This is a genomic window from Pirellulaceae bacterium (assembly GCA_029243025.1).
In the GTDB taxonomy this organism is placed as follows: Bacteria; Planctomycetota; Planctomycetia; order Pirellulales; family Pirellulaceae.
The window spans coordinates 20,603-46,134 of record JAQWSU010000057.1 but is presented as its reverse complement, the minus strand read 5'-3'; the positions used below and the strand labels follow the sequence as shown (position 1 = coordinate 46,134).

Here is a 25,532-nt window from a genome sequence, read left to right as displayed (position 1 = left end):
AAAAGCTCACCCTTGCACTCACCATAAGATGCCATCGAAATGACCAACGATCGATTGACGGCGATTCAGTAAGAACGAGGCTCATCGAACTAGCCCGTCCGCTGCCACGCATACTCCGGGAACCAGCGACAAACCACTGCAGGATTTGCAAACGGCTAACTTGGATTCGGTTCTTAGTATCTTAGCAAAATGACTTCGTGAATATCTTCGACTGTCGCTTTCACCGTATTTTCATTCACCTTGAGTTCAGTTGTTGGATTAATCGCTGCAGCCGAGCGTAAGCCGTCAACGACAAGGCGAACTCGATAGATGGGCTTGTCCACAATCATACCAGGTAAAACATATGGACGATTCTTTCCCGGTGTTGTGCGAGGAGTTGAGTTATATGCCAACAGATGGAGTCGCAACGTCCGTCCTTGCGGGTCATCGGTGACGACCGCCTCAACATTGGCAGGCCCTTCGACGACAACGGACCGTTGGGTCTGGAAGGTGCGAAACAAGTTGCGAAATAAGGTTCGATGTTCCACCAAGGCGTGCTCACTTGCGGCAGCGTAGTCGGGTGATGCGGCACAAGTAACGACTCTTCCCTTTCCGTAGTTATTTATGAACGCCGCAGCGCCAACAGGTGAATCGGCACTCATCGGCCACTCGGTATGCATTTTCCCCTGCAGTTGACGCTTCGTCCGGTGTGGTTTGTAAAGCTTACCAAGCGGCTTGGCAGTCGTTGGCTGGTAAATGGTAGCCGGCCCGTTCACAAGAAAAGGCCAGTTCACACGCAAATCATCCGCGACAAGTTGCGATTCAGGACAGCTTGACGTTCCTTCGTCAACACTGACCCAGTTGTCTTCCGATTCGAGTCGTTCCGTCAAAGTGGCACCGATCAACCCTTCCAAAACGGACTTTGACAACGGTTGTCCCCATTGATCAAATTGCCCGGACTGACCTGTAATCAATAGTCTACCACCTTCACGAACGTAACTACGAAACAGATCGACTTCCTCCTCCGAGACAATCGCCGCATTGGGCAGACAGACCACGGGAAATTTTCGCAGCCTATCCAGTGTTGCATTTTCGTCTAGGATAACTCCGTACTGGAGATGCTCCATCACGCAGGCCTGATGAGCACCTTGAAAGCTGTGAAAGTATTTTGCCGGATCCTCTCGGCCCATCCAATCACGAGTGCGACTGCTGAAGTAAAGCCCAATGTCAAAAACCTGCCGTTGCCCAAAGTGTTCTCGCTTCGATTTCGCTTCGCCCAGCACTTTGCCGATCCGTTCGTAGGCCAATGGATCGAGTGAACCGTCGAATGCGGTCTTGTCGATCATCGTGACGAATGCTCCGTGCGCCAACAGGGTCAGCGTTTCCCAACGCATATCGTGCAACGGACGAGTGGTCTGATCATGATACATCCGCACTCCGCGTTGAATCGCGACTTGAAATGGCACCCGAGGTGTGGATGCACGATAAAACTCGGCGTTTAATCCGACCCCCAGTGCACTGAATCCCCAAACACCCGTTTCGCCCGTAACAAAATCTCCATTACCCGCATGCTGCACAGGACGTTGGCCAACTTCGAATGAAAACGGCGGGCTACCGTGATAGTTGTAATCGACAGTCACGTTGGGATGACGCGACCGGATATAAGCCGTCAGTTCCTTTTCAAAACGCTCACTCGTGGCATAACGAAACTCCAACATCTCGTCCCAAAGCTGATCCCACTTAACATTTGACGGCATATCGTGATGATACTTTTCCCGAAAAAGCTGACGGCACGTGTCGCACCAACATCCATAGGGTTTGCCAAATCCCTGGTCAAGCATATCGATGTGAAAGCCGTCGATTCCGTAAGCAAGCTGCTCAGCGATAATCTCTTTCATTTCCTGCAGATAGCCGGAGTTGTAACAAAATCTTTCGATTTCATTCCCTGAGACGTCCCTCATCTTCCACTGAGGATTCTCTTGAAGAAAAAGGCCTCCCTGCTGAACGACGCAATACGAAATAATGGGCAAATCGTGTTTCGCTGCCTCATCGATTGCTTCGCGAAGCGGGTCACGTTCCCTGAGTCCCGGAGCTTTTGGCAGGCGTGTTGAGTTGTAATAGGCAAAGTCACCATCGCGCAGCCACAGCACGAGATACTCCGCTTCCGCCGCAACACAACGTCGTACGATTTCTGCCCCATCCCACTTTTCGCAGTAAAGATTGTCGCGTGGGTCGCTGTAACCGAATTGGGCACCCGTTGGGCCAACTTCCATTCCAACCATGGCGCGTTGAAACCAAAGCTTTTCTTTCGGTGGAGTTTGACTGAAGATCGGTTTTGCACACATGCAGCCAATAAACAGCAGCGTTGCAAACACCTTCGTCGCGTAGCCATACTTATGCCAAGGTCGCATTTTGCTAACCCCCATCCGATCGAGAACACCTTTCAAGAACCTATTCCAGCCTAACTCGAACCAAGCCAATAGAAAAGCTATCAGCCAACAACTCATCCATTCTTCCCAATGAGTCAACACTTATTCAAGTGACTGCAAAACCCAAGAGCCGAAACATGTTTCGATCTGCAAAGAGCCACATTCCTCAATTAAACCACCTGCCTTTTGGACAGACTCTTCGCTCGTATCAAGTCAGACACGGCGAGAACGCGATGAGGTTTGGACCGTTCAGGCAGACAGCATGTCAGCCATCCGGACCAAGAGTCGATCGATTTCGCTCTGTGTTTCCGGATCGAGGCTCCAGGAGTTTGGCTCGCGTCGCCGATCCGTGGTAAACAACCCGCGTTTCACAAGAATATATTTCTCGATAGCGAGAAATCCGTCTAATCCCGCTTGCAACTGCAAGGCAACCAACGCACAGATTGGAAAGTAAATCCGATAGGCTGTTTCGTCGTCGCCGCTTTTCAAGGCGTGCCACAAAGCCGCAATTCCATCAAGTAAATCAATTCCCGGCATCGTACCCATCACGCCACGTCGAAAGGCATCAATCAGCAAAATGCCGCCCGATCCGTCGAACATGCAGGCACGACCGTCACTGGCGTCACGCAAATCTGAAATATTTGGTCCGATCGGCGCACCTTCTGGCTTGAACAGGATTTTTTGCGGCCCGTATTGATTCAGTAAACGCACGTAGAATTCGGTCGGAATCGATGTGCCAACATAGGACGATGCATCCTGAACGATCAGAGGGACCGGCACTGCATCTGCCAACGTGCTGAAGTAATCATGCAGTGCGGACAGCGGCAATGCTGTTGCAATAGGAGGAATCGCCATCACAGCACTGCATCCAGCCTCAACAGCTTCCTTTGCGAAATAGATCGCCTGCTTGGCACTCTCCGCACCGACGCTGGCAACGACATGTCCCCGGTCAGCCGTCATTTCCACAATCAATCGATTCAGACGAACGCGTTCTTCGGTCGTTAACCGTAGGATTTCAGAAACCATGGCCGAACATACGCCGTTACATCCTTGCTCAAAGGCCCAGTCAATTTCGCGTTCGAGACTATCACGATCAATTTCATCGTTGACGTCAAATGGAGTGTGAAGAATCGGCAGAATGCCTTCGATGCTCGGTGTCACAGTCATGATCTTCACTATTTGGGATCTGGTGTTGGTTTAAAATTAAGCGAGAAGTTCTTCGATGCCAGCTACCATCGTATTCGCCAATCGTTCTAGGCAACCACGATCGAACGGAGTCTGCCAGACAGGATAGACATCCAGATCGTAGAGATCCGTCGGAGGCAGATAGCCGACGGAACCGTTGATCAGGTTCATACAAATCACTGTCAAATGAGGGAAACGACTGCGCAAATCCCGCTGCAGCTGAGAATAGGCTTCGCCGGCACAACCAACAAGCAGTGCATCGCCAATCCTCCAAGCATTCACCATCAACGGAAACGAAGTCCCGTCTCCCAATGATCGTCGGATATCTCGCTGCCGTCGAAGCCGCTCTTCCACGGCCCGATCATCACAGGCAAGTCGCTGCTGCTCGAGACGATCGGCGGTCGGCCATTCTTTGAGCTTCAGGTCGGCAACGACTTCAACCGCTCGCAACTCCGTCGAAATCCCACAGGATTGATGTCGCCAGGCCGCTAAGGGTGCACCTGATTCGACAACGCCATCAAAGCGAAGTTGGAATCCTGCGGGCTCCATATCATTCAAAGCTGCCAGCGCAGCGAACCCCAACTGGCGGCCATGACGATCAGCCACCTCAACGTCGCCAACATACTGATGTTTCGGCGCAACATCTCCCGACATTCCCTGGAGAAAGAAGGCCGTGGCTCCAGTCGCTGTCTCCATCGTTTCCCGCATCGCTCCGATATAGTCGGGAGAGATCGCTGTATTTCCCCAGGCCAGAGTGGTCGGGTGGCAGGCATAGTTAACGAGGGTGGCCCGCACCGTTCCCGATCGATCCGTAATACGCCCCACGAGCAGCGTGTCGTCTGCCTTGGCCGCAGGATTGAATCCGCAAATCATACGATCGACCGTTGGGTCGGGATCCGGTAAATCGCGAACGGCGGCCAGTGTGCACCGCCCCGTATGCCAATCGAGGATTGCTTCGTCCGCACCTGCCAAGGCCCGCTTCATAACGGAAACGGCAGCCTCATTCAGGCCTTCCATCCACGACGACAGCAACGTGTTTCCAGGCAACACCGGGTCCGACTCCATAAGTGGTGGGGATGCGTGCGTATGAGTCAGAGAAAAAATAAAACGAGTGGAATCAAGCGACAGTTCTTCCAGCATTCGCTTTTGAAACTGACGAAACAGCTCCAACGAACGCCACCAGCCTAGATCAGCCTCGATCAGAACCAACGGTTTATCACTGGAGGATGACACCATCGTCAGAGCAGTGAGAGCCAAGGGTCGGTGAATCGATTCGGCCGTATCATGCTTTGCAGCGCCCCAGTTTCGTGAATAGATACCAACGGGTGGCGTAATTTCCTCACGAGCGATTCCAATACGACCTTGGAACGCGCTGTGTCGTCGAGCAAGATCTTGGTGCATGGTTACTTATTCCGGAACAATTACCAATCGCCAACGCTGCCGTCCTGATGGAAGACGCGTTGGGGAATCTCCTGTTCAAACGGATGCTTTTTCACTTCCGCTTCATTGATCGTAATCCCAAGCCCCGGCTTCTTATTGGGCGTCACCGTTCGCGTTTTTTCATCAACGATAAAACCTTCCTCGACAATATCCTTTCGCCATGGAACGTCATTGTGCACCGACTCGCAAATGATGTAACTCGGCTGAGAAAAACCGAACTCGAGCGACGCAGCTGTACTAACGGGTCCCTGTGGATTGTGCGGCGCAAGCGAGATCCGATGAGCATCGGCCAAAGCAGCAATCCGCCGAGCCTCCGTAAAACCGCCGCAGTGTGTGATATCGAGCTGACAGATTTCGCATCCGCGAACCGCAAACAGGTCTCGAAAGGCCGCGAGGTGGGTCATGCGTTCACCGGTAGCGATCGGTGTCGTGACAGCCTGATTGATGGCGGCAAGTCCTTCGATACTTTCCGGCCAGCAAGGCTCTTCCAAGAAATAGAGCCCGTATGGGTCAAGAGCCTTGGCAAACTGCAAACCCATCGCCGGTGACGGCCGCGCGTGACAATCCACCATGATATCAATGTTGTCTCCAACAGCCTCACGCATCGCGGCAACACACACATCGGCTGCCTTGACCGGTTTGAGCCCTTCGATGGGCATGGTGGGTGGCACCGCCATTGATTTGAATGCGGTAAATCCCTCCGCAACAGCTTGGTGAGCGAGGCTTGCAAATTGCTTGGCATTATCGACGGGCGTCTCGTAAAAACTTTCCAGATTGCCGCCCCCCAGGTGACAATAGAGTCGAATCGTGTCTCGTACCGGACCGCCCCACAGCTTGTGGCAAGGCACTCCGTGAATCTTGCCGACAATATCCCACAAAGCGAGATCAATTCCGGCAATCGCCGTCGATCGAGTCACGCCACTCCCATGCCAAAAGTGTTGCCGCCACATCATCTGCCAAAGATGTTCAACACATGTCGGATCCTCTCCAATCAGCAAGGTGGCTAAGTCTTCGATGGCACCCACCACGCCGCGAGTGTGCCATTCCAGCGTCGCCTCCCCCCAACCGTATAACCCTGGCTGGTCCGTGACCACCTTAACAAATACCCAGTTGCGCATGCGGGCGTGACAAACATGCGTTTCGACTGCGGTGATTCTCATCGTGTTTCCATCCGCCTGAATCGCGGCGACTTATCAAAGAGAAGGACAGAACCCATCTCGAGACGAACCAAGACGCTCCATTTTTAACTGGCTGGCAATATACTTGTTTTTGTTGCCTAAGACAATTATCTTACCCGCATGTCGATCGCAACCTACATCAAAGATGACCTCGCCGCTCAACTCGAGTCGGGACGTGAATTACCCATCCAACTGACGCTCGAATCGCTGGCGGGGCATTACAACGTCAGCCTGACCCCCGTACGAACCGCAGTGGCTGAGTTAATTGACGAAGGCTTGTTGAAAAAAGGAAAAAACCATCGCCTTGCCACGACCCTAACTGCCCGCCCCGGAACGAGTCCGCGGCAGAAGCCAAAACCACCAGAACCGCCACGCGATCCCTACGAACTGATTGCTGGCGATCTGATGCAACTCAGTCTGCAGGGCGAACCGATCTACTTACGAGAGGAAGCGACTGCTGAGAAATACAACATCAGCCGCTCTGCCATTCGCAACATCCTGCATCGACTGGCTGGCGAAGGAGTACTCGATCACATCCCGCGACGCGGCTGGCGTCTGCATCCATTTCGACAGGATGACCTCCAGGCATTTATCGAAGTACGTGAGCTACTGGAGCTCAAAGCGTTGGAACTGGCTCGCCCCAGACTCGAGCCCCGAGAATTACAACGAATGCTTGACTCGAATATACCTCCAGCATCTGCAGCCCACTCACTCAAGGTGGATGAGTCTCTGCACGAATACCTAATTGCAACGGCCGACAACGCGTACATCACCGATTTCCTTGCCCGTCACGGGCGTTACTACAGGCTGTTGTTTGAATGGGAAGACCATGATCGTGACGTTGCGATTGAGACAATGCGACAGCACCACGAGATCCTTACTGCCCTATTAAAGAAGAGCTGGTCCGCAGCAAAAAAAGCGTTGTCGCATCACATCCTGAATCACCATCCAATCCTGAGTCAGGTCAAAGATTTTTCACAATAGGACCTTTTCCAGAAATCGGAAACAAGCGAGGTCGGTTGAGATCAAGAGTCGGAGATTCTCGCTTGAACTTCATTTCCCCAGGAACATCCTTCTATGAATCATTCATCATCACGACGCACATTCTTGAAATCGGTTGGTCTCGCCACGTCCGCGTTAAGTCTGGGCGGCAAGGTATTAGCAGTGGAACAGGAACAAACGCCCAAAGATGCCAGCGGCAAGGTGATCCCCGGTTTTGAGAAAAGCGAAAGCAACCCTGATGGATCCAAGCAATGGGAACCGTTTTCCGATCGCAAGATCCGGGTTGGCATCGCCGGTTATGGTCTGTGCGCCTTCGGAGCACAATTCGGTTTCCAAAACCATCCGAACGTCGAGGTGGTTGCGGTCACTGACCTCATTCCGGCGCGTCGAGCTGGATTGGCAAAAGCATGTGGATGCAAAACTACCTATTCATCCTGTGAGGAGATGATCAAGGACGACACAATCGAGGCGGTGTTTATTGCCACCGACGCGCCGAGTCACGGTCGGTTGGCCATCGCGGCGTTGGAACATGGCAAACACGTAGGCTCCGCAGTACCCGCTGTTTTCGGATCGCTGGAAGAGGCTGACCTTTTGTTTGAAACCGTGCAGAAAACCGGTCAGAAGTATATGTTGTTTGAGACTTCTTATTTCCACGCCAACCTTTACGCTTGGCACCAGCAATACAAAGCGGGACTCTTCGGTAACCTTGTTTACTCGGAAGGGGAATACTTCCACTACTTTGGCTCTCCCCTAGGAGGTTACAACCCGAAGACCCGGCGAGTCGATACCAACGGTTGGCGGAAAGGGTTGCCACCTCAATATTATCCAACACACTCAAACGCCTATTACATCGGCGTCACAGGTGGGAGCTTCACCGAGGTATCGTGCATGGGCAATCTTAGCACCGTGCCACATTTGCAGGCCAAGAACAACGACTACAAGAATCCCTTTGGATCTGAGATCGCCCTATTCCGGACCAGCGAGGGCGGCATGTCGCGCATGGCCGTCTGTTGGGACATGCCAGCGGCACACGGAGAACAGGGACGAGTCTATGGAGAGAAAACCGGCAAGGGCAACATCAACACCAAAAGGCCGTCCCTACCACCGGGCGTCAGCGCCGGTGGTCATGGCGGGTCACACGGTCGCCTGACGAACGAATTTGTCGACGCGATCTTAAGAGACCGCAAGCCGTGGGTCGACGTGGCGCAAGCGCTCAACATGACAGTGGCCGGTATCGTCGCTCATCAGTCAGCACTCAATGACGGAGAATTGCTGAAGATCCCACAGTACAACATGTGAATATCAAGGCAAACAGATGGCCTCGATCAGCCAAGTGCGCGTCCAATCGAAACAAAAGTAGCATCCCGTGATGATCCTCGAGCATGAGTCCCCCATGGTTCACCGCAGCAGTCATGGTTGCTCCGAGCGAACCAGAGCGAATGCCTGATTGATCTGACATCAATCAGGCCCGCGATCTTTTTCTTTCGCTGGATTCCGATCTAGCACTGGCAAGCAATGATGCGATACGTTCAAAAGGCGACCCCCTCAGCCCACTAAAAGACGAGAGAAACGAGAATGCCAGGAGTCGAATCGTTTGCGCTATCGCCGCTGGACTATCTGGCAATCGGTGCATTCTTCGCAATGCTTTCGCTGGTTGGATATCTGGCTGGACGCGGAGAACAATCGGGGAGTACCGAGTATTTCCTGGCTGGCAAAAAGCTGCCCTGGTATGTCATCGGGGGATCGTTTATCGCTTCCAATATTAGCAGCGAACATTTTATTGGAATGATCGGTTCGGCGGTCGTCTTCGGCGTCTGCATTTCGATGATGGAGTGGGGAAACATCTTTACCTTTTCATTATTGATCTGGTTTTTCATTCCGTTTCTCCTGTCGGCAAAAATCTTCACAACACCCGAGTATCTGGAACTTCGTTTCAACGCCGCCTTGCGACAAATGTTTGCCATTGTCACAGTGATCAGCAACGTGGTCGCCTTTCTGGCGGCAGTCCTTTACGGTGGTGCGTTGGCATTAGAGAGCCTATTTGGCTGGAACCCATGGATCGCCATTATTGCCCTAGGAGTCGTTTCCGGGGTGTGGGCAATCTACGGCGGACTGGCGAGCGTGGCGTGGACGGATTTACTCACCGTCGTGGTGATGATTATTGGGGGGCTCACGGTCAGCTTGCTCGGCTTGCATACGCTGGCCGGCGATGACGGCTCGTTGATCGATGGATTTCGCACCATGATCGAGCGAAACCAGGCGACTCATGGCGAGTGGGCTCACGCGGTAACAGCCAACACGAACCATCTTTCGGGCGGAGAATCTGATTCGTACAATCGCCTCTCAATCTTCCAAAATGCAACCCATCCAGTCATCCCTGCAATAAGTTTCTTGCCGATGGTCTTCTCAGTAGGCATTTGGTACAACGTGCTCAACCAATTCATGATTCAGCGTGTCCTCGGTGCGAGAAGCGAATACGACGCACGCATGGGAATTGTGTTTGCCGGATGGATCAAGGTATTCTTACCGCTCATCGTCGTTCTCCCCGGCATGATACTTTTCGCACTTCACCCAGAAATCCTGCTTCGCCCATGGGATCAGGTCAAGCCGGAAGCCGACAAGGGCTACGTGCAGATGATCCAGACGCTTATACCCGCAGGGCTGCGTGGCTTGTTTCTCGCAGCTCTTTTCGGAGCGATTCAGTCAACCGTCAACTCGGTGCTCAACTCGACCTCCACCATCGTGACCTTGGACATCTACAAGCAAATATTTCGTCCCGGCGCGTCTGATCGACAGTTGGTGAGGACCGGAGTGACCACGTCCGTGATTATCCTGGCGATTTCGATCGTCTTGGGCGGCTTCATCGGCGAGCTAGGCGGCAGCCTCTTTGAATATATCCAGTCACTTTATGCTTTTTTCGCGCCACCGTTCGCGGCGGTCTTTGTACTTGGCATCCTCTGGCGCAGGATCAATGGCGCCGGGGCTTTGACAACTGTCATTCTGGGATTCATCCTCGGTATCGCAATCAAAATCTATCTGAACCTGGCCACCGAACCTGTAGCTTGGCTCGGACCCTACGCGAACCAAGCATCGATCAACTGGTTCTTCTGCCTGATAGTTTGCATCAGCGTGAGCTTACTGACCTCCCCGCCCCGTCCTGAACAGGTTACCGATCAACTCACGTTCAACTGGCGCAGAATGAACATCTTCGATGGTCTCGGCGATCGGTGGTACACAAGCGTGGTGACCTGGTGGGGACTATTTGTTGTCACGATTCTAACGCTGTTTTTCCTGTTCTCAGGCTTCGTGCTCTAAAACAGCTCACCGCAGATAGCGGAAATCGGTCACAGCAAAAATCGGGGATCAGCCCTTTTCGGAATCGCCTCGAAATCTTCGAATCATTCAGCGGAAGGTTCCGTCGGCTCGACTCCTGCATCGCTTTGCATCTTGCCCAGCGCTCCAGCAAATATGGAACGCCAGTGAAAATAATAAAGAAACACACCCATCAATCCCAAGAGGCCGCAAATAAGAAATACTCGATTGGATGCAATGCCCGTCTGCTTCACCATCAAGAAGACGATGTTACCAATGATAATGCCAACGAAAGATGCGCAGCTCCAAAGTCCCAGCACTCGGCCACGTTGCTCCTGGTCGGTCAAATATTGGATCATGGTCTGTAACGGGACCATAAAAAATCCGGCCATGAACCCACTCGCCGTCAGGCAAGCTAAGACGGAAAAATATTCCAGTGGGATCACACCCAGCACAAAAAAGGTAATCGTTGTGCCAATCGCGCCGATTGGTATCAAACCAGGTTTTATTTCGTGTCCTGAAACTCGCCCTGCAACGTAGTCACCGATTCCAATAGAAACTCCCAACAGGGCCATCAGGCCGGCAGTTTGCGTCGCCGTGATCTCCAAAAGTTCTTTGTAATCAGGCAAAATCAAAATCGCGAAGCCACCAACAATGAAATAGAAATACGACCAGGCAACAATCACCGAGGCAACGGGCTTTCCGGCGATCTCATGCCAAGTCTCCCAGTAAGTGCGAAACAACAACGGTCTGATTTTCAATGTTGGATTCTTAGCACCTACTCGAGGTAGACCGAATGAAGCCGCCGTGCCTACCGCACCAATCACTAATAGCACCATGCCCGGCAACCAGAGCATGGGCAGCGAGTTCGGATGCATCGATGAATCGGGTGCATAAGCATCGTACAACGGGCCTCCAACCGCACCGCCGAGAATCACAGCGATGTAGGTAAACATATTGATCGTTCCATTTGCGCGACTCAGTTTTTTCGCCGGAAGAATCTCTGGAAGAATACCAAACTTGGCAGGGGTGAAGAATGTACTCTGCAACGAAATCAGGAGCAGTGATGCCAACACCAACCAAAGATTCTCCAACAATAAACCATACATGGCTAAACCGGCGATCAGCACCTCGGACAATTTGACACCGATACTCACGTTGCGTTTACTGAAGCGATCGGAAAATTGCCCCGCAAATCCTGAAAACAGTACAAACGGAATGGCCAAACAAAGGGAACCATACGCTTGTGCACCAGCCCCTAGCTTGTCTGCCCAAATCCCTCCAGCTGCCAAACCGAAGATCAGCACTTGCTTCAAGATGTTGTCGTTGGCAGCGCCACAAAACTGGGTCACATTGAGGAAGAAAAATCCGCGAGCATTGCCTGAGTGATTCATAAAAATGTAACCCTCGAACTCCGTGCACAATTGGCGATTGCCTGAAGGATGATCGTCATTCCGGATCGCCGCAAATTCGGCTGAAATCCATCGCGTTCACCAACGGGACCAGAAATTCCAGAAACCGAGAATTGCCGTCCCGTCATGCTACTGGAAAACCAAGCGTCAACAAGACGAGTTAGACGCACCCATCTTGAAATTGTTCAACGCAACGACGAATCCGGACTCCGCTTTTAGCCAGATTGCTACCAAACGCCCACTTGCCAGAACATTTAGGAGAACGGGGTCTCCCAGCAAGTAAGATGACGAGATCACTTCTTGATTGTGGGCAAGATACAGATCACTTGATCGAGAACAGACTGGCATCTTGATCTTACATCGATAGCTTGGCTGCCATACTTTCGGTAGCAGCGCGTCTCCTGTCGACAAATGCTCTGAACCACTTTGCCGAAACCAGTTGGCGAGCGATGACCTCACGGAAGCGTGCTCGTCCTGCACCATCGATCACCTGCAGAACCCTGCGACCTGTCAAAACAGTCAATTCGCGTTCGAACAAAATGACCTCGATCAATCGACCATGACGTTAACCTTTCACCCCAACTCGCGGAGCGATTGACGATCGGCAAAAATCGGATCGACCTACGACCTCGCATGAATTGCAAACGATCGCTTTAAAAATCCAACGAAAGTTTGTTCTGAACAAGCCTGCTTACTGTCGACATTGATGAGCCCACAGACAACCGCCATTGCCAACGAAGCTTTGCGAATGAAAAGATGCGGCGATCCACCGGCGGCAAGCCGCCGTTCCTCATGCAAATCTCCTCTCCTCCGTCATGCTTGCTCCGTCTGAATTCTGGCGGCTACCCACCTGGCGGTTACCCAGGCGCTCGCCGCGGTCCTTACCAGTTGTCACCCGATCAACCCATTCGAAGTGGTTAAGGGACCAGTGAACGGTTCGTTCTAGAACTGACTCGAATGATTCCTTGGGTTTCCACCCCAGTTCTGATTCGATTTTCGAACAGTCAATTGCCTACCTCTGGTCATGCCCGGGGCGATCGGTAACAAACTGAATCAGATTCCCAACGGGAGCGTGAGGCAAATCGGGGCAAGCCTTCTCGACTTAACGGCATACTCCCTCGACAAAATGCTGATTTTCGTTGTTAGCGAAGTCGACTAATGAACCAAGATTACCCGCATAGGTCAGCCGATCAAGATTGATGACTCGATCGCCATCAGAAACAAGTTAAGGACTCTATCGTCATCATGTTTCATCACGAACGCAAACGCACAGCCGTTATCCATCAATCCATCAATCCATCAATCACAGGTCTCGAATGGACTGTTTGCCTGATATTCACGAATCATTTCAGACGCACAATCCGGTGGAGGCGATTCCTATAAACCAAATTCGATTCCCGCAGTAGGAATTCGCACGGGAAGCTCGCTTTCGCCTTCAGGTAATTCACCTTCAAATCGCCAAAGAAAAATTTCCTCTCGACGAGATTTGAGCTTCGGACTCCAGGGGAACACTGCGTCCGACCGGCTAATCAACAACGGCGAACGGCTGATCAACGTAAACTGTTCCGGCAAGCCAATTGCAGTTCGATGCGCCAGCACCATTTCAGTCGTTCTTTTGTCATCCGCAGCGGCTGATGAAGGCGTGGCAGAACAAGTAAGCAAATAGCGAATGCGACCTTGCTGAATGATTCCCAGTACTTCCTCAGGTGATTCAACAAGCAGCCTCGACTCAGCGTTGGCATAGCTCGGCATTCGGATTGCCAGTACTCGATCTCCGCGAATCACTTGCCGATCTTGTTCTTGCACCTGACAACGATACCGAAAAATCAAGTCCGAATCGTACCAAACCGCTGAAAGAATATGCCCAGGCAACTCCTGCTTCGCAAGTTAGCCCGCTACTTCCTGGTACCCCCTCAGTCCTTGCGGCATCCCGAATAGCATGACAACGTTTGCTGCGATCGCAGCCCCAAGCGGCAGAACAGCGACCGACCGCCAGAGCGACGATGAAAACCGCGTAGGGAGAAAGGCCACCGACAACGCACAAATTGCTGGGACTGAAAAGATAAAGTATCGAGTTTCAAAAAACCCCGACTGGGCTACCGTGAGACCATAGCAACCTAGAAACCAGAACGACCAGAACCAGGCGAATGCTCTTTTGCTCGGATCGTAGAACGCCCAACCAGCGCCGATCAGTGCCGCCCCTAAGGTGATCCATCCAACCATCACCGGCAAACCTTGGAACCAAACGGTCAAGTTCTCAATCGATAGACTGGTCGACAACGCCTCAAAGAGGGACAGACGTACCTCGATCGCCGCGAATCCAGACATGAACTTGCACCATCCGGCACCAATCACCAAATAGATGATTGCCGGAACTGTCATGCACAGTGAGAAGACTCGGCGCACTCCCTGCGTTACGAGCACGAATAAGAACCAGGCCGGCAGCACTCCAGCCGAAGAGACCCGACAGAAAAAAGCGATCCCTGCGAGCAAGAACGCAAGCCAAGACCATCGGGCTCGGTCCGTCTGCGTAAAACGAAAAAAACAATAAGATGCCGCCAAAATAAAAGTCATGGCGGGAGTCTCCGACATTGCAGAGCGACTCCATCGAGCAGTTTCCGGCGACGTCGCTAAGATCAGGGTTGCGCACAACGCCACCCATGCCACCACACCTTGCCGACGAAGGATAGCATGAAAGAAACACAACCCCACGGCGAAACACAGAGCCGTAAAACATCGCGCTGAAGCATAAGAAAACCCAACCGTCAGAAACCAGCTCCCGAGAAGAACTGCATATCCGGGCGGATGGTAGGGAACACTGTGAGCCGGGTATTGGGCGTAGTTTGCTTTTGCAAAGCTCACGGGATCCAAGAGTTGGTCGGACAACAACCAATCATGGACCATCGCACCATTGTTGCAATACCGAGCGCCATCCTCCAGCCAAAGCTCGCCAGAATCACCGACTCCATACAACCCGATCGCCAACGCGACCACGACAATGCCGAGATAGATGCCAAGACCCAAAAATTCTCCTCTTCGTTGATCAACGGCGTCTTCATTCACAGAGCTTCTCACACGGCGACAAAACCTGACGTTGTACAAATTGCGGCTTTTGATTCACATTGAGATGCAGGCGGCCAACATATTCGCCTATCATACCGAGGGCGAGAAGCTGAATTCCAGCGAAGATGCTTAGGGCCACAATGATTGATGCGTACCCGGGCACACTAATCTGCCCTACCAAATACATCACGAAATAAAAGGCACCACCTAGCAGACCGCCAAGCGCAAACACAAAACCCAATGCTGAAACAAATTGCAACGGAAGGAGCGAGAAATTCGTAAAAAGATTAAGCGCGAGAACCACCAGCTTTTTCAGCGAATAACCGCTTCTCCCTACCATGCGGGAGTGGTGCTCAACATCGACGCCGCCAATGCGATCTGTATTCCAGGCAAGTAACCCATCGATGAAGGTGTAGTTCAAGGTGTATCCAAGAATGCTCTTCGCCAATTCTCGTCGCATAATCCGAAACGATGTCACGGTGACCTTCGAGGGAAAAACCAAACGGTAAAAACCGTTGACCATCGCTGATCCAATATTACGAAATACCACATGCTTCTTGCTAACATACTGCCCATAGACCAGATCAGCCCTTTGCTCTGCAATCGCCTCGATAAGTTTGTGTATTTCGCTCGGCGGATTCTGCAAGTCATCATCCATCGTAACAATCAAGCGACCGTCGGCATGATGCAGCCCACACATGATCGCATTCTGCTGTCCAAAATTCTTCATTAATTGAATGGCAACAACTCTGTCCGGCGCTTGACGCTGAAGATCTTTCAGCAAATCCCACGAATTGTCAGGACTACCGTCCTCAACAAAAACCAACTGATAGTTGAGCTGCAACTGATCTAGCTCCCCCATCAATTGTTCAAATAGTCGTTGCAACGTAGACGCCGATTGATAAACCGGAATGACGATCGACAGGTCAACTTCATCGGTTGATGCGAATTCTGTAGATAGTCGATCAGACCGGCCAGAAATGATAGACATGATTCTCTTGCTTGATCTGATAACCACAGTGGCGGTAAAAGCGGACGGCTGCATTATTGCGATCTTGAGTTACAACAATCGCTTCAAAAACTCCTTGAGCAAAACACCACCCCTGAGCTCGCACAAGCAATCTTTTCCCAATTCCATCGCGGCGAGCAAACTTATTCACCGCGAGCAAACCGACTCGACAGCTTTGCGATTCAACCGAAAGCGTGATCATTCCTAATGTTTCGTCACGTTGGCTGACGGCCACCAAAAGGCCCTCGGCAATGCCCCGATTGTACAGTGAAGAATCCAATTTGTGTACATATCGGTCGGCGAGCAGTGCCAAAATGCGCGGATCTTTGTAAAACCTTGAGTGACGGTCGACTTCAATTGCAGGGTAATTAGTTGCTCTGCAATCGAATCCGGTTCGTGCGATACCGTTTTAACGGTAAACCCATCGCCTCCATTTCGATTCAAATCGGTTCGATTCAATTCACTTTCCAATTGAACTGCAGTGGGGTCAAATGCCCGATCATAAGTCACTTTACGATCGACCAGTTGACCTCTCAATTCCTGGAGCAGTTCGTCAGGCAATCGACGACTTCCGTTCGTAAACCAATCAACTAAATCGAAATTTCGTACACGGGCGAGACCCATCATTCCCTTCAAGTGATCATTATTCAAAGCAGGATCATCAATTTCTGCAACATTGAAACCAAAGTGAGACGAATCCCAAGAGCGTCGAACCAAGGCTGAGTGCTACACAAGTATTATTCAGTACCCGATGGGGCTGATCAGCGTCACCGACACATTTCAGGACACACTTCTCAAGAACTGAATGATGGCATCAATGATGAAGCTCTGATCTGCCTCGTGTAAATCATGATAAAATGGCAACCTCAATAGCCGCCCCGAACTGCCATCGGCCATCAATTGGGACTTGCGATCGAAGCTCCCGTTATGATTCTGAAAAGTTGCATTGGCAACGACGCATTGGGTTGCGAGTTTACCAACGCCAAGGGAGTCACCTGAATCCATCTCGGATAGAAGGAACCGCCCGAACGCTGGCAAAAAGAAACAGAGCCAAGAAAAGTCTCAATTGGCACGTCGGCATGAAGAACCACAGAGATATTAGCCGAGTCAAAAAAGTCTTGGGCAAGCTTGATAAATACTAGGTCACTACAAATCAATACGAAGTCGCTGAATTCTTCCAGTGGCCACGACGGCGGCAATGCCGACACCTAGCCGACACCTATATGAACGTTGGTAAAGCGATGGGAACAGCGATGCTCCAACTCTCAGAAGACAGACGGACGACGACCAAAAGAGCTATTAAGACAAACAAGTAAACCCGACACGATACGATTCACCTGAAAGGCTCGGAAACGATCCATGTTCCCTGTCGTTACCCCCGACCGCCTACAACAAGTGAATGGCCATCAAACAGGAATTCACTGAAGGACGTTGCCTGCAGGCTGAATATCGCCGGTCGGTTTAACTAACTCTCCCAATCACCTGACACAAGGCAGCAAGACGTGCCGCAATTGGTTGCCCGCCTGCCTGGGTAATCCGATCGGGATTACGGAGCCCTTGACAGACTCCCAAAAACACTGGAGAAAAAGAGTTCCATTCACCACCTCCTTGGCGAAACCACAGCCGTGAGACAAGCCAGCGTACAGCATCCTGAATTGCCGCACAGCTGCCCAACTAGGGCACACCTCTTTTTCAACCCGACCAACGGTCGCTAGACCACAAAAGCATCGTTAATCGCCCCCCCTAAACCGACTTCTCACAAGACATGATGGCACAAAACCGATTGACCCGATTTCAACTCGACGAATTCGCTAAACGCCAACTAGCAGACTACGACGCACATTGCCCGGGCACGCTATTCGCGGAGGGCGTCGAGTTCACGATTGAGCAAGCCTATGAGATTCAAGCAGCAATCGCAGATCTACGCTGTGATCGGGGCGAGCAAGTCATTGGATACAAGGTCGGCTGCACTTCTGCAAAAGTCCGAGCACAACTGGGGATTGACCATTGCATTACCGGCAGGCTCTTCAACTCGGAAATGCACCAATCCGGTACCACCCTATCACGATCGAACTTCACCAACCTAGCAATCGAAGGCGAGTTGGCAGTGCAATTATCGCGTGAGCCGATTGCGACGGACTTCATTGCAGGTCAGATTCCGACCTGCGTCTCTCACGTCGTACCGGTGATTGAACTGCATCATCACGTTATTCGAGGCAAACAGCCATCGGCAGGAGAATTAGTTGCAAACAATGCAATTCATGCCGGATTTGTGTGGGGAGACGAGCTGAAATCCACCGGCGTCGAGAAGGATTCATCTCTCCAAATTTTCTCCAACGATCGCTTACTCGACCAGTGTGACGGAGCGCCGTTGATTGACACGATCAATTCTTCACTCGCTTGGCTAACGGAAGTCGTTCGACAACGCGGTGATCAACTTCAAGCCGGGCAGATCATATTAACCGGATCCATTCCTAGCCTACTACCGATCACCGACGATTGCACCATCCGTGTCGAGGCACCGGGGTTCGGACGTACCAAGGCAGAACTCAACTAGTGCGGTCGATGCTTTGTGGAGCAACCGAAACAGATCCTCAGAGAATTCCTGCTGGCCGCTCTTGGCCTGAAACGGCTGACCCGTGTAACTAAAGAGAGCCGTTCTGTTATCTATCGGCAATCGGGAGCCCAGGCAAGAATCGTCTGAGGCAATGCCGCACAGCGGTTAATTCAAATTCGTGGATGGATTGCGATAACGCCGAGAATCCTCTCTTCGTTGCAATTCATCCGGACTTGCCAACTGTTCGCCAAAGCACCGCTATTCCTAGTGGCAGCCAGCCCCCAAGAAAACTCGGTTCCGGGATCACCCGTATCAACTCCTGATGGCCTGCTTCAAAGCCTCCTTTTTTCATCGCAAACACAAGGTCCTGAGAATCGAATTCTCCGTCACCATTCCAATCACCTGCTCCCCATCCGGAGTTGATCGAGAATCCATCCTCGTAATCGCCCATCCGAAACACCTGGACAAGGTCGGCCAAATCGAATTGCCCATCCAGATTTGAATCCCCAAAGAAACTCCCCATCGTCTCTGTCACCCAGAATTCGCGGTCACTCTCATCAACAGAAAAGTCGCGGGTAAGATCAAAAAAAGGATTGTCCTTATCGCCCCGTGCTTCCGCAGAAATCGCATCTAGATCAGCCGCACTGCAAAGACCGTCTCCCAACACGTCACATCTCTGCTGATGAAAGTTCAACGCCATTGCGTGGTGATCGCCATCAATACGAGCTTCGAGTAACAGCTTGTTACCGTCATCAGAAATACCCGCTAAATGCATCTCCTCCCAACCACTTGTCTCGAATCCCTGCCCACCAAGGTAATCGACCAATGAACGGATACGGCGGCGTTCGTCCCAAACAACAAGCTCGTTTCCACAATCACCAAAAATGACGGTTCCCCGATTTGCCACCCAGAACGCGCGCGTTGTTTTTGCATCAATCCCTTCCAACCCTTGCATTCCGTCATCAGCCGTCCAAACAAAAGCTTTCGCGCCACTTACTCCTTCGCTATATCCAACCACAACATCGCCATCACCTGAAATCGCGGTTGCCACGGAGCGGGAGTCCGTGCCATGAAGTCTTCCCAGATTTGTCGTCCCGATCTCCGAACGCCAGAGAAACGGCTCAATCAATGTACGGCGATTTCCGTTCTCGTCATTCGGTAGATTCGCTTGCGAATAACCCACGACTTGCGTTCCGTCTGCGGACAGATCCGTGGCCCAAGAGGAATAGCGATACGCGGTTTCGACAGGAATCACTGGAATCTGGATGGAACCGTGGTCAACATTCCAATAGAACGCGTAAGTCTGAGAGTCTTCCGATTCATCATCATAGAAATCTCCTACCACCGTATTCCCATCCGCGGACATTGCGGCAAATTCGCTATCGGTGCCAGTTACCGTCCGCCATTTTAATTCATCCGTCCAACGCAACACTTCACGATCGGAATCTCCAGAATTTGATGTTTCACCAACACCGACATACACCGATAAATCATCACTCACGGCATTGATCAACGAGGGACGTTCCAAGGTTGGATCACTGGCACCGTCCAGCGTAAGTTGCATGGCTCCTAATTGGCGTGTGATTAAAAACGCTCCGTCGTCTTGATATACAGACAAAATCGATTGACCATCGCGTGAAATGTTAAACCCGTTGCTCGTGAATTGATTTAAGGGAAAACGTTGGATCGATGGCGCAACAACCAAGGATGAGGAAGATATCAGCCAAAATAGTAGAGACCACCGAATCATTTTCGCCGACCGAATCAGTACCGAAAAACGTACATTCCATCCTCAAGAGTCTAACGAGATTCTAAGCGGAAGCTCAAGTTGATGAAAACCATTTATCGATTTCCCTCGCAACGGTAAACCACGGCCTCGTCATTCGCTCCTTTATTCTCGATCGTCGACTCGGCTCTCAATCACAGGAGCACCAACCGCAAAGCAAGTTTCATCGTTCGATAAAGGTGTTCGTTACAACCAAATTGACCGTTTCGTAGCCCGACAAATGAATCTGGCGACTGCTTACTCCTTGTAAGCAAGGCAGCAAGTCAACTCGCCCGTTTGACCCACCAACCACCATCTGAAATTGGCGACCAAAGCCAGAAAGAGGTCAAATCTTTACCCTCGATTCTAAATCCCCAGATCAACGGACGATTAAGATCTTCGAGTTCGTGGAGAACGGCGTTCCCCAAAAAAACAATCCGGACCTGGACTCAAACCGCCTAGCGACAACATTCCATTGAGACTAAGTCGCTGCCTTTTTCCGTTGCGAAGCGATCCTTAATCCAATCGCTGCGCCGAGCGCGATTCCAACCCCAACTCCCGCTCCAACATTTCCGATTGAATTGCCAATCGCAGCACCAACCCCGGTTCCGATTGCGATTCCTGCAGCAATCATTGTGTTCGCTGCGGTTTGTTTCTCGGGTTTTTCCGATGATGTCATTGAAGCCGTTCCTTAAAAGTTCCATGGTCTCCAGAGAAAATAGACCGATGCGGGCCCAAAAACCATATTTTCGGTCGGAACTGCGAACTCTTGCCAATAATCCCAAAAATCATTTTGAGCCTTTGTTACAGATCGCGACCATTTCCGGAAAGGCATCTGCGATTTTTTGTGAATACCAGCCATTGATCATGGCAAAGCCAGCCTCGAGAACTGCGGCAAAAAATCATGAGCGCCCTTTCCTAGTGGTCAACCGTGCTCGAATCTGGCTGTTTCTACTCTGTCGATCCAACGGCCCAAAACGACCGATGACTCCGCGGCCATACCTGATCATCAGCCGACCAATCAGTTGATTTTCCATCCAGCAACAAAGGGCTGGTTGAGGACCAACATGGCAACCGGACATCGCATCATTTGCAAATCAGCTCAACCGCCACTATCCCCAATAAACATCACATTTGCAGAAGAAAACGTCATTCGCGTGGCGATCATACGATCGGCCATGAACGAAAAAACATCACAATCAGAGGAAGATCAGTTTGGTTTATTTGACAATCAGAAGAACTCACGACTAGAATCGACCCACCCCAAACAACTGCGTTGATCGTAAACACCGGGATGCGATGTAAACAATGGAAAGGGACCCATGAGTACTGAAACCACCTCTATGACGGGCAACGCTTCCGAGGTTGTGGGGTTGATCGGCAATTTGATCGCTAACGACGGCCTGGCGCACGGCGCTCGCCTGCCACCCATTCGAGAATTGGCGGTTCAATTTGGCGTGAAGGCAGGAGTTGTTCGGGACGCGTTGCTTGATGCTCAAGGGCGGGGATTTGTAAAGGTGCTCCCCCGAGTCGGCGCGATCGTACAAACCGTGGACGATTCAGCGGATCCACAATCCTTTGACCGGCAGGTGAGTCGGGATTTCGGGGAGCTCATGAGCCGGGAAGAGTACAACCTATTCCATGTGCTGGAGATGCGAGAGGTTTTGGAATTGACCATGGTGGCTCGTGCGGCTGAGCGGCGTGAACTGCCAGAGCTTTTCAGACTGCGACAGATTCTCGAAAAAATGGCCGCTATTCCGATTACAACGGCGTCCCCGGAATACGTTAAATTGGACCTCGAGTTTCATCACGAAATCGGCCGTTTGTCGGGAAATTCAGTGATGAATTCTGTGCTTTCAACCTTACTGAAAACACTGGAGCCACACTTGGTGCGAATCCGCTGGTCCGAAAGTCGTCGCGAAGCAGCAAACGGCTCGCACGCTCGGATCTATTCTGCACTCGTAGCAGGCGACGTGCAACAAGCACGAAAAGCAATGGGAGACCACATTCGCACAGCTTACGACAGTTTGCTGGATGAGCTTCGAGACCCGCCGCCCATGACCGACGCGTCCGAAAGATCTGCTCAGTCTCGTTAGCTGGAAACATCCGTTATTTCACAACCGCATTCACTGAGAAAATCATAATGAATTTTCGACGACTGATTTCAATGCGTCTATGTCTAGCGGCAGGAATAATGGCTGTTTGGCTAGTGCCTTTGGCAGTCGTCTTTGCAGATGAAGTGCAACCGGTCAACAGCCAGCAACTCTCGGCTAACGGGATCAAATTTTTCGAAGGTCAGATTGCACCGATCTTGGAGCGTCGCTGTTTCGGATGCCACAGTCACGAATCAGGTAAAGCAAAAGGCGGGCTCGTGCTTGATTCCCGTCACGGCTGGGAAAAAGGTGGTAGCGAAGGGGCCGCGATCGTCCCTGGCAAGCCGGACAAGAGTCTTCTGATGGAGGCCATCCGGCATGAGAGCTACGAAATGCCGCCGGACGAAAAACTGCCGGCGTCAGAAATCGCCTTGCTCGAACAATGGATAGCGATGGGCGCACCCGATCCACGCGAGTCGAAACAACCCCAAATCGCTCCCGAAAAGCGATGGGCTTTTCAGCCGATTTCGCAGGCTCGGCTGCCAACCGTCAAGGATCACGACTGGGCACAGGATGAATCGGACATTTTCATTCTGGCAAAACTCGAAGCCGCAGGGCTATCACCGGTAAACAACGCTGACCGCTACACTCTTTTGCGCCGCGTCACGTTCGACCTAACAGGTTTGCCTCCAACGCCCGCGGAAATCGACGCGTTTATCAACGACCCGTCTGATGGGGCCTATGAACGAGTTGTTGATCGGCTATTGGATTCACCTGGATTCGGCGATCACTGGGCTCGGCACTGGTTTGATTTATCGTGCTACGCAGATCTTGCCGACATCCAAGGTAACATTTTGATCCGCGATGCTTGGCGGTATCGAGACTACGTCATCGAAGCTTTCAACGCAGATAAACCGCTCGACCAGTTCATCCACGAGCAAATTGCGGGTGATCTGCTACCCTTCGAAAATGACAAACAGCGACGTGAACACCTAATCGCAACCGGATACCTGGCGATCGGGCCATGGACGCTTCAAAACTACATTAAGGAACAACTCGCGGCAGACGTTGTCGATCATCAGATCGATCGGATTGGCCGAACCTTTCTGGGGCAAACGCTTTCTTGTGCTCGATGTCACGATCACAAATTCGACCCGGTTACCACGGCCGATTATTACGCGTTAGCCGGGATTTTCCACAGCACACTCACGACCAGCTATGACGGCCCCGGTGTTTGGAGTCAGATCAATCACGTAAGCCTTCCGGAACCCACAGACGCTGTAGAGAAGTTCGAACAACTCCGCCAGGAAATCGATCAGCAACAACAGAGCCTGCGAACAGAACTCGAACAATTACAGCAGCAAGATGACAAACACAGATTCACAACCAAGGCAGTCAACGATCAGGCAAACGCACTTACCTTAGAAACCAGCATCGATGCAAACGATGCCAAACGAGAATATCGCGTTTCTTTGATGGCAGGCCCTTCCACCTGGGCTACTGCTGATCAAGCAACAAATGAAAATGACGGTTTGCTGCTGCAAGTATTGCGCGAAGATGGCACAGTTCTGGCCCACCATCTCCATCGCGTGCAGGCTTGGTCAGGCAAGACGGGCGCTCAACAACTGAGTCCTATTTCTTTTGTTTATCAGGGCGATGGGTCAGGTACCGTCACGATCCACATCACGTCAAGCGATTACACCAGTCGCTTCAGCGGCGCGATTGACGATTTGAGCATCGTGGAGTCCAGCAAATCTCAACAGATCTTTGCCGAAGATTTTGAAAAAGTGGAACTCGGTAGCATCCAGGGAAAACAAGCTGATACGGGACTCCCGATCTATGCACAGTGCTCCATCCCAGGTTGGACCGGCCTTGGAATCAATCATTCACACATCGTCAACATTGGCAAAGGCGATCAACCGAATTTTGCTCTGCAAATTTTCAGCGGTTCGAAAGTTGCTGCCGACCATCCAGGCATCGCAAAAATCAACGATGAGATCGAAAGTCTTGCCAAACGACTCGAAGCGGCGCGACCTGACCGCATGCAAGCTTTGGCCGTGCGTGACGTCGATCAGCCACATGACACTCCAATTTACCGACGAGGTGACTTTCAATCGCTAGGCGAAATTGTACCACGCGGGTTCCTCACAACCATCGCAGTCTCCGACCGACATCACATTCCCGCAAAAACCAGCGGGCGTTTACAACTTGCCCAATGGCTTACTGACGGCGACAACCCACTGACTTCACGTGTGTTGGTCAATCGAATCTGGCATCACCTCTTCGGAAAAGGACTCGTTCGGTCGGTCGATTACTTTGGAGTCCATGGCACCCTGCCCAGCCATCCGAAACTTCTTGACTTCCTCGCCATCCGATTACAAGAAGATGATCAATGGTCTCTCAAACAAACAATTCGTGGCATGGTGTTGTCGAGTACCTATCAACTTTCATCAAATCATGATGCTCGCGCGACAAAAATAGATCCCGACAATGAATTACTCTGGCGCATGGACCGTCGACGCCTTACGGCCGAATCAATTCGCGACGCAATGCTGTCAGTAAGCGGACAACTGGATCCGGAACGAGGCGGACCGTCACTGGGGTTGGAACTGAAAAACAACATTGCTGGACTGGGCGGCAACGTGAACCCACCAACTTGGGTTGGGAAGACAGCGGATTACGTCAAGAATCGACGCACGGTTTACCTGCCCTTCAAACGCGAACGCCCCATGGGAGAACTCGAAGTGCTTAGCGTCTTTGACTTTCCGCATCCGAGTGAAATTAACGGCGCTCGATCGAATACCACCGTCGCAACTCAAGCCTTATTCCTGCTCAATTCACCATTTGTCAAACAGCAGGCAAGTCGCTTATCGGAGCGTCTGAATCAGGCTTACCCCGATGATGAACGGGCTCGAATTAACCAGCTTTACCTGCTCGCAATGAATCGACCTGCCACATCTTTTGAAACCCAAACCATACTCACCTTCCTGGACCAATGTGTTCAAGAACTCGAAAAAACTGCAGCATCAGAAGAAGCTCGTTCAACTGCCTGGATACAACTATGTCACGCCGTGCTAGGATCCAACGGCTTCCTTTTCCGCGAATAGA

Annotated in this window: 19 protein-coding genes; 7 read left to right on the top strand and 12 right to left on the bottom strand. The window is 51.6% G+C overall.

Annotated features, from left to right (window positions below):
- Positions 1–173 precede the first annotated feature (173 nt).
- From P8N76_28465 to P8N76_28450, 4 genes are all read right to left on the bottom strand, one after another.
- Positions 174–2,486 (bottom strand): hypothetical protein, encoded by a 2,313-nt coding sequence (locus P8N76_28465; protein ID MDG2385637.1) that lies wholly within the window; start codon positions 2,484–2,486, stop codon positions 174–176.
- Positions 2,487–2,657: 171 nt separating this feature from the next.
- The gene (locus tag P8N76_28460; protein MDG2385636.1) at positions 2,658–3,575 is read right to left on the bottom strand and encodes a dihydrodipicolinate synthase family protein; all 918 of its coding nucleotides are present in this window, start codon (positions 3,573–3,575) and stop codon (positions 2,658–2,660) included.
- Positions 3,576–3,611: 36 nt separating this feature from the next.
- The gene (locus P8N76_28455; protein ID MDG2385635.1) at positions 3,612–4,994 is read right to left on the bottom strand and encodes an alkaline ceramidase; all 1,383 of its coding nucleotides are present in this window, start codon (positions 4,992–4,994) and stop codon (positions 3,612–3,614) included.
- A gap of 20 nt (positions 4,995–5,014) precedes the next feature.
- The gene (locus tag P8N76_28450) at positions 5,015–6,193 is read right to left on the bottom strand and encodes an enolase C-terminal domain-like protein (GenBank protein MDG2385634.1); all 1,179 of its coding nucleotides are present in this window, start codon (positions 6,191–6,193) and stop codon (positions 5,015–5,017) included.
- 138 nt (positions 6,194–6,331) lie between these two features.
- Between P8N76_28450 and P8N76_28445 the strand changes: the two genes are divergently transcribed.
- The 3 genes from P8N76_28445 (at position 6,332) to P8N76_28435 (ending at position 10,528) form a co-directional block, all read left to right on the top strand.
- Positions 6,332–7,195 carry a GntR family transcriptional regulator gene (locus tag P8N76_28445; protein MDG2385633.1) on the top strand — a complete coding sequence of 288 codons (864 nt, stop codon included), beginning with the start codon at positions 6,332–6,334 and terminating at the stop codon, positions 7,193–7,195.
- A 93-nt stretch (positions 7,196–7,288) separates the two neighbouring features.
- Complete coding sequence (locus P8N76_28440; protein MDG2385632.1) at positions 7,289–8,512, top strand: Gfo/Idh/MocA family oxidoreductase; 1,224 nt, start codon at positions 7,289–7,291, stop codon at positions 8,510–8,512.
- Positions 8,513–8,788: 276 nt separating this feature from the next.
- On the top strand, positions 8,789–10,528 hold the full coding sequence (locus P8N76_28435) for a sodium/solute symporter (GenBank protein ID MDG2385631.1): 1,740 nt from the start codon (positions 8,789–8,791) through the stop codon (positions 10,526–10,528).
- An 83-nt stretch (positions 10,529–10,611) separates the two neighbouring features.
- Here the strand turns inward: P8N76_28435 and P8N76_28430 are convergent, their stop codons facing one another.
- Positions 10,612–11,919, bottom strand: a complete 1,308-nt coding sequence (locus tag P8N76_28430) for an MFS transporter (protein MDG2385630.1) — start codon at positions 11,917–11,919, stop codon at positions 10,612–10,614.
- A 774-nt stretch (positions 11,920–12,693) separates the two neighbouring features.
- Between P8N76_28430 and P8N76_28425 the strand changes: the two genes are divergently transcribed.
- Positions 12,694–12,858 carry a hypothetical protein gene (locus P8N76_28425; protein ID MDG2385629.1) on the top strand — a complete coding sequence of 55 codons (165 nt, stop codon included), beginning with the start codon at positions 12,694–12,696 and terminating at the stop codon, positions 12,856–12,858.
- 456 nt (positions 12,859–13,314) lie between these two features.
- Here the strand turns inward: P8N76_28425 and P8N76_28420 are convergent, their stop codons facing one another.
- Genes P8N76_28420 through P8N76_28400 form a run of 5 tightly spaced genes read right to left on the bottom strand, consistent with a single transcriptional unit; the run spans position 13,315 to position 16,726 of the window.
- Positions 13,315–13,767 (bottom strand): hypothetical protein, encoded by a 453-nt coding sequence (locus P8N76_28420; protein ID MDG2385628.1) that lies wholly within the window; start codon positions 13,765–13,767, stop codon positions 13,315–13,317.
- Positions 13,768–13,824: 57 nt separating this feature from the next.
- Positions 13,825–15,000, bottom strand: a complete 1,176-nt coding sequence (locus P8N76_28415; protein ID MDG2385627.1) for a glycosyltransferase family 39 protein — start codon at positions 14,998–15,000, stop codon at positions 13,825–13,827.
- Complete coding sequence (locus P8N76_28410; protein ID MDG2385626.1) at positions 14,993–15,991, bottom strand: glycosyltransferase family 2 protein; 999 nt, start codon at positions 15,989–15,991, stop codon at positions 14,993–14,995. The genes P8N76_28415 and P8N76_28410 overlap by 8 nt, the downstream gene beginning before the upstream one ends.
- Complete coding sequence (locus P8N76_28405; GenBank protein MDG2385625.1) at positions 15,966–16,211, bottom strand: GNAT family N-acetyltransferase; 246 nt, start codon at positions 16,209–16,211, stop codon at positions 15,966–15,968. Before P8N76_28405 ends, P8N76_28410 begins: the two co-directional genes overlap by 26 nt.
- 2 nt (positions 16,212–16,213) lie before the next feature.
- On the bottom strand, positions 16,214–16,726 hold the full coding sequence (locus tag P8N76_28400; protein ID MDG2385624.1) for a hypothetical protein: 513 nt from the start codon (positions 16,724–16,726) through the stop codon (positions 16,214–16,216).
- A gap of 1,048 nt (positions 16,727–17,774) precedes the next feature.
- Here P8N76_28400 and P8N76_28395 point away from each other — a divergent pair.
- A complete protein-coding gene (locus P8N76_28395; protein ID MDG2385623.1) occupies positions 17,775–18,566 on the top strand; it encodes a hypothetical protein in 792 nt (263 codons plus the stop codon).
- 223 nt (positions 18,567–18,789) lie between these two features.
- Here P8N76_28395 and P8N76_28390 read toward each other — a convergent pair whose 3' ends face one another.
- Positions 18,790–20,184 (bottom strand): hypothetical protein, encoded by a 1,395-nt coding sequence (locus P8N76_28390; GenBank protein MDG2385622.1) that lies wholly within the window; start codon positions 20,182–20,184, stop codon positions 18,790–18,792.
- A gap of 628 nt (positions 20,185–20,812) precedes the next feature.
- Complete coding sequence (locus tag P8N76_28385; GenBank protein MDG2385621.1) at positions 20,813–21,010, bottom strand: hypothetical protein; 198 nt, start codon at positions 21,008–21,010, stop codon at positions 20,813–20,815.
- 643 nt (positions 21,011–21,653) lie between these two features.
- On the opposite strand from P8N76_28385, the gene P8N76_28380 reads away from it, so the two are divergent.
- Together P8N76_28380 and P8N76_28375 are read left to right on the top strand one after the other, a co-directional pair.
- The gene (locus tag P8N76_28380) at positions 21,654–22,427 is read left to right on the top strand and encodes an FCD domain-containing protein (GenBank protein ID MDG2385620.1); all 774 of its coding nucleotides are present in this window, start codon (positions 21,654–21,656) and stop codon (positions 22,425–22,427) included.
- A 47-nt stretch (positions 22,428–22,474) separates the two neighbouring features.
- The gene (locus P8N76_28375; protein MDG2385619.1) at positions 22,475–25,531 is read left to right on the top strand and encodes a PSD1 and planctomycete cytochrome C domain-containing protein; all 3,057 of its coding nucleotides are present in this window, start codon (positions 22,475–22,477) and stop codon (positions 25,529–25,531) included.
- Position 25,532: the final 1 nt, after the last annotated feature.

Bases quoted from the DNA above. Each gene is read 5' to 3' on its own strand.
- P8N76_28405 (MDG2385625.1), bottom strand. From the start codon at position 16,211: ATGATCACGCTTTCGGTTGAATCGCAAAGCTGTCGAGTCGGTTTGCTC.
- P8N76_28380 (MDG2385620.1), top strand. From the start codon at position 21,654: ATGAGTACTGAAACCACCTCTATGACGGGCAACGCTTCCGAGGTTGTG.
- P8N76_28410 (MDG2385626.1), bottom strand. From the start codon at position 15,991: ATGTCTATCATTTCTGGCCGGTCTGATCGACTATCTACAGAATTCGCA.
- P8N76_28460 (MDG2385636.1), bottom strand. From the start codon at position 3,575: ATGACTGTGACACCGAGCATCGAAGGCATTCTGCCGATTCTTCACACT.
- P8N76_28440 (MDG2385632.1), top strand. From the start codon at position 7,289: ATGAATCATTCATCATCACGACGCACATTCTTGAAATCGGTTGGTCTC.
- P8N76_28425 (MDG2385629.1), top strand. From the start codon at position 12,694: ATGCGGCGATCCACCGGCGGCAAGCCGCCGTTCCTCATGCAAATCTCC.
- P8N76_28455 (MDG2385635.1), bottom strand. From the start codon at position 4,994: ATGCACCAAGATCTTGCTCGACGACACAGCGCGTTCCAAGGTCGTATT.
- P8N76_28385 (MDG2385621.1), bottom strand. From the start codon at position 21,010: ATGACATCATCGGAAAAACCCGAGAAACAAACCGCAGCGAACACAATG.
- P8N76_28435 (MDG2385631.1), top strand. From the start codon at position 8,789: ATGCCAGGAGTCGAATCGTTTGCGCTATCGCCGCTGGACTATCTGGCA.
- P8N76_28375 (MDG2385619.1), top strand. From the start codon at position 22,475: ATGAATTTTCGACGACTGATTTCAATGCGTCTATGTCTAGCGGCAGGA.
- P8N76_28395 (MDG2385623.1), top strand. From the start codon at position 17,775: ATGATGGCACAAAACCGATTGACCCGATTTCAACTCGACGAATTCGCT.
- P8N76_28445 (MDG2385633.1), top strand. From the start codon at position 6,332: ATGTCGATCGCAACCTACATCAAAGATGACCTCGCCGCTCAACTCGAG.
- P8N76_28465 (MDG2385637.1), bottom strand. From the start codon at position 2,486: ATGAGTTGTTGGCTGATAGCTTTTCTATTGGCTTGGTTCGAGTTAGGC.
- P8N76_28430 (MDG2385630.1), bottom strand. From the start codon at position 11,919: ATGAATCACTCAGGCAATGCTCGCGGATTTTTCTTCCTCAATGTGACC.
- P8N76_28450 (MDG2385634.1), bottom strand. From the start codon at position 6,193: ATGAGAATCACCGCAGTCGAAACGCATGTTTGTCACGCCCGCATGCGC.